Source organism: Moorena sp. SIO4E2 (assembly GCF_010671945.1).
GTDB lineage: Bacteria > Cyanobacteriota > Cyanobacteriia > Cyanobacteriales > Coleofasciculaceae > Moorena > Moorena producens.
Genome location: NZ_JAAHIE010001438.1, coordinates 1 through 1,026, shown reverse-complemented (window position 1 = coordinate 1,026; position 1,026 = coordinate 1). Strand labels below are relative to the sequence as shown.

Annotated in this window: 1 protein-coding gene; it reads right to left on the bottom strand. The window is 41.4% G+C overall.

All coding sequences use genetic code 11. The annotated features are described in order from the left end of the window. Positions 1-442: 442 nt before the first annotated feature. Positions 443-1,026: EamA family transporter (locus F6K37_RS44310; protein WP_287257471.1), on the bottom strand; the 584-nt coding region annotated here is incomplete at its 5' end.

Below are 1,026 nucleotides of genomic sequence, written 5' to 3'. Positions count from 1 at the left end.
AATTTAAACGCTGACAATTGGTTTGCTAAGCACTGCCCACCCTACATCTATTACTTTTGCCTTAATAAGCACTACCCACCCTACATCTTTTGCTGGTCTGGTGGGCAGTGCATCATACCAATTTAAACGCTGACAATTGGTTTGCTAAGCACTGCCCACCCTACATCTATTACTTTTGCCTTAATAAGCACTACCCACCCTACATCTATTGCTGGTCTGGTGGGCAGTGCATCATACCAATTGAAAAGCTGACAATCCCTTTGCTAAGCACTGCCCACCCTACATCTATTACTTTTGCCTTAATAAGCACTACCCACCCTACATCTTTTGCTGGTCTGGTGGGCAGTGCATCATACTAATTTAAACGCTGACAATTGGTTTGCTAAGCACTGCCCACCCTACATCTTTTGCCTATTCCCTGCTCCCTACCCAAAACCCAATCCTAATGTCCCGATAGAGTAATCAGTAAAACTCCCAATACCATAATTGCTGCGCCAACTGCTCTTTCCTGAATTCCCGGTTCTTTAAAAATTAGACATCCTAAGATTACACTAATTAAAACACTCATGCGTTTAACAGCGATCACGTGGCTAACAAAGGTCATTTCCAGAGCTGTCATTTGGCACAAAATTACTCCGGCCTGAAAGAAACCAATAGGAACTATAGATAGTAAATATTTTGGAATTTGGTTTAATTTACTTCTTGATTTAGACAGCATTATCACTCCCATACCTGTGGCAATAAAGGTATGCATCGCAATTGCCCAAAATATTGGAGATGAATTTTGTACCCCCACCTTATCAACGTTTGATGTAATACTAAAAATTACAGCTACGGTTAACATTAGCTGAGGGCCTCGTTGCTTGAGTAGCCCTTTAAAAGGGGCGAGGTAACCGTTTCTTTTCTCTTTCAAATTCAAGCTATAAGACCCAACCACAATCATGATAATCCCTACCATATCTAAGGGGGTGGGATATTCTCCAACAATGATTGGGGATGTCACTAATAAAAATAACGGGGTGAAGG